Annotated in this window: 1 protein-coding gene; it reads left to right on the forward strand. The window is 55.7% G+C overall.

All coding sequences use genetic code 11. The annotated features are described in order from the left end of the window. Window positions 1-384 (forward strand): hypothetical protein (locus LZ463_RS28970; RefSeq protein WP_241459793.1); only part of this gene is annotated, 384 nt, incomplete at both ends.

The following is a 384-nucleotide window of genomic DNA, read 5'->3' on the forward strand; positions in this document are numbered from 1 at the left end:
TCAGTTGAATGACACCATCGTTGACGCATTGGTTGACAGCTACCAGGCTGCTAACACAACAACTCACGTAGAACGTCTGACTATCCGTGCGATCGACAACGTCAACGTTGCCAACGCCACAGTCGGTGTTTCCATCGATGCAGGTGTACTGACAGCGCAATCCGCACTGGACGTGACCCTGGGCCGTGGCGCCAACTTCCTGCAATTGGGTGCTGGTGCAGACCGCGTGGTATTGCTGGGTAACTATGTGGCTGGTACTTATGCCGCCGTAGAAAATGGCGTCAGCATCGATGCCCAGTCCACCGCCACAGCCGTAGCCCGTGTCGTCACAGACACCATCAACCTGGGTGCTGGTAACGATACACTGGTGACTTACGGTGCGAT

This window comes from Undibacterium paludis (assembly GCF_022568815.1).
GTDB lineage: Bacteria > Pseudomonadota > Gammaproteobacteria > Burkholderiales > Burkholderiaceae_D > Undibacterium.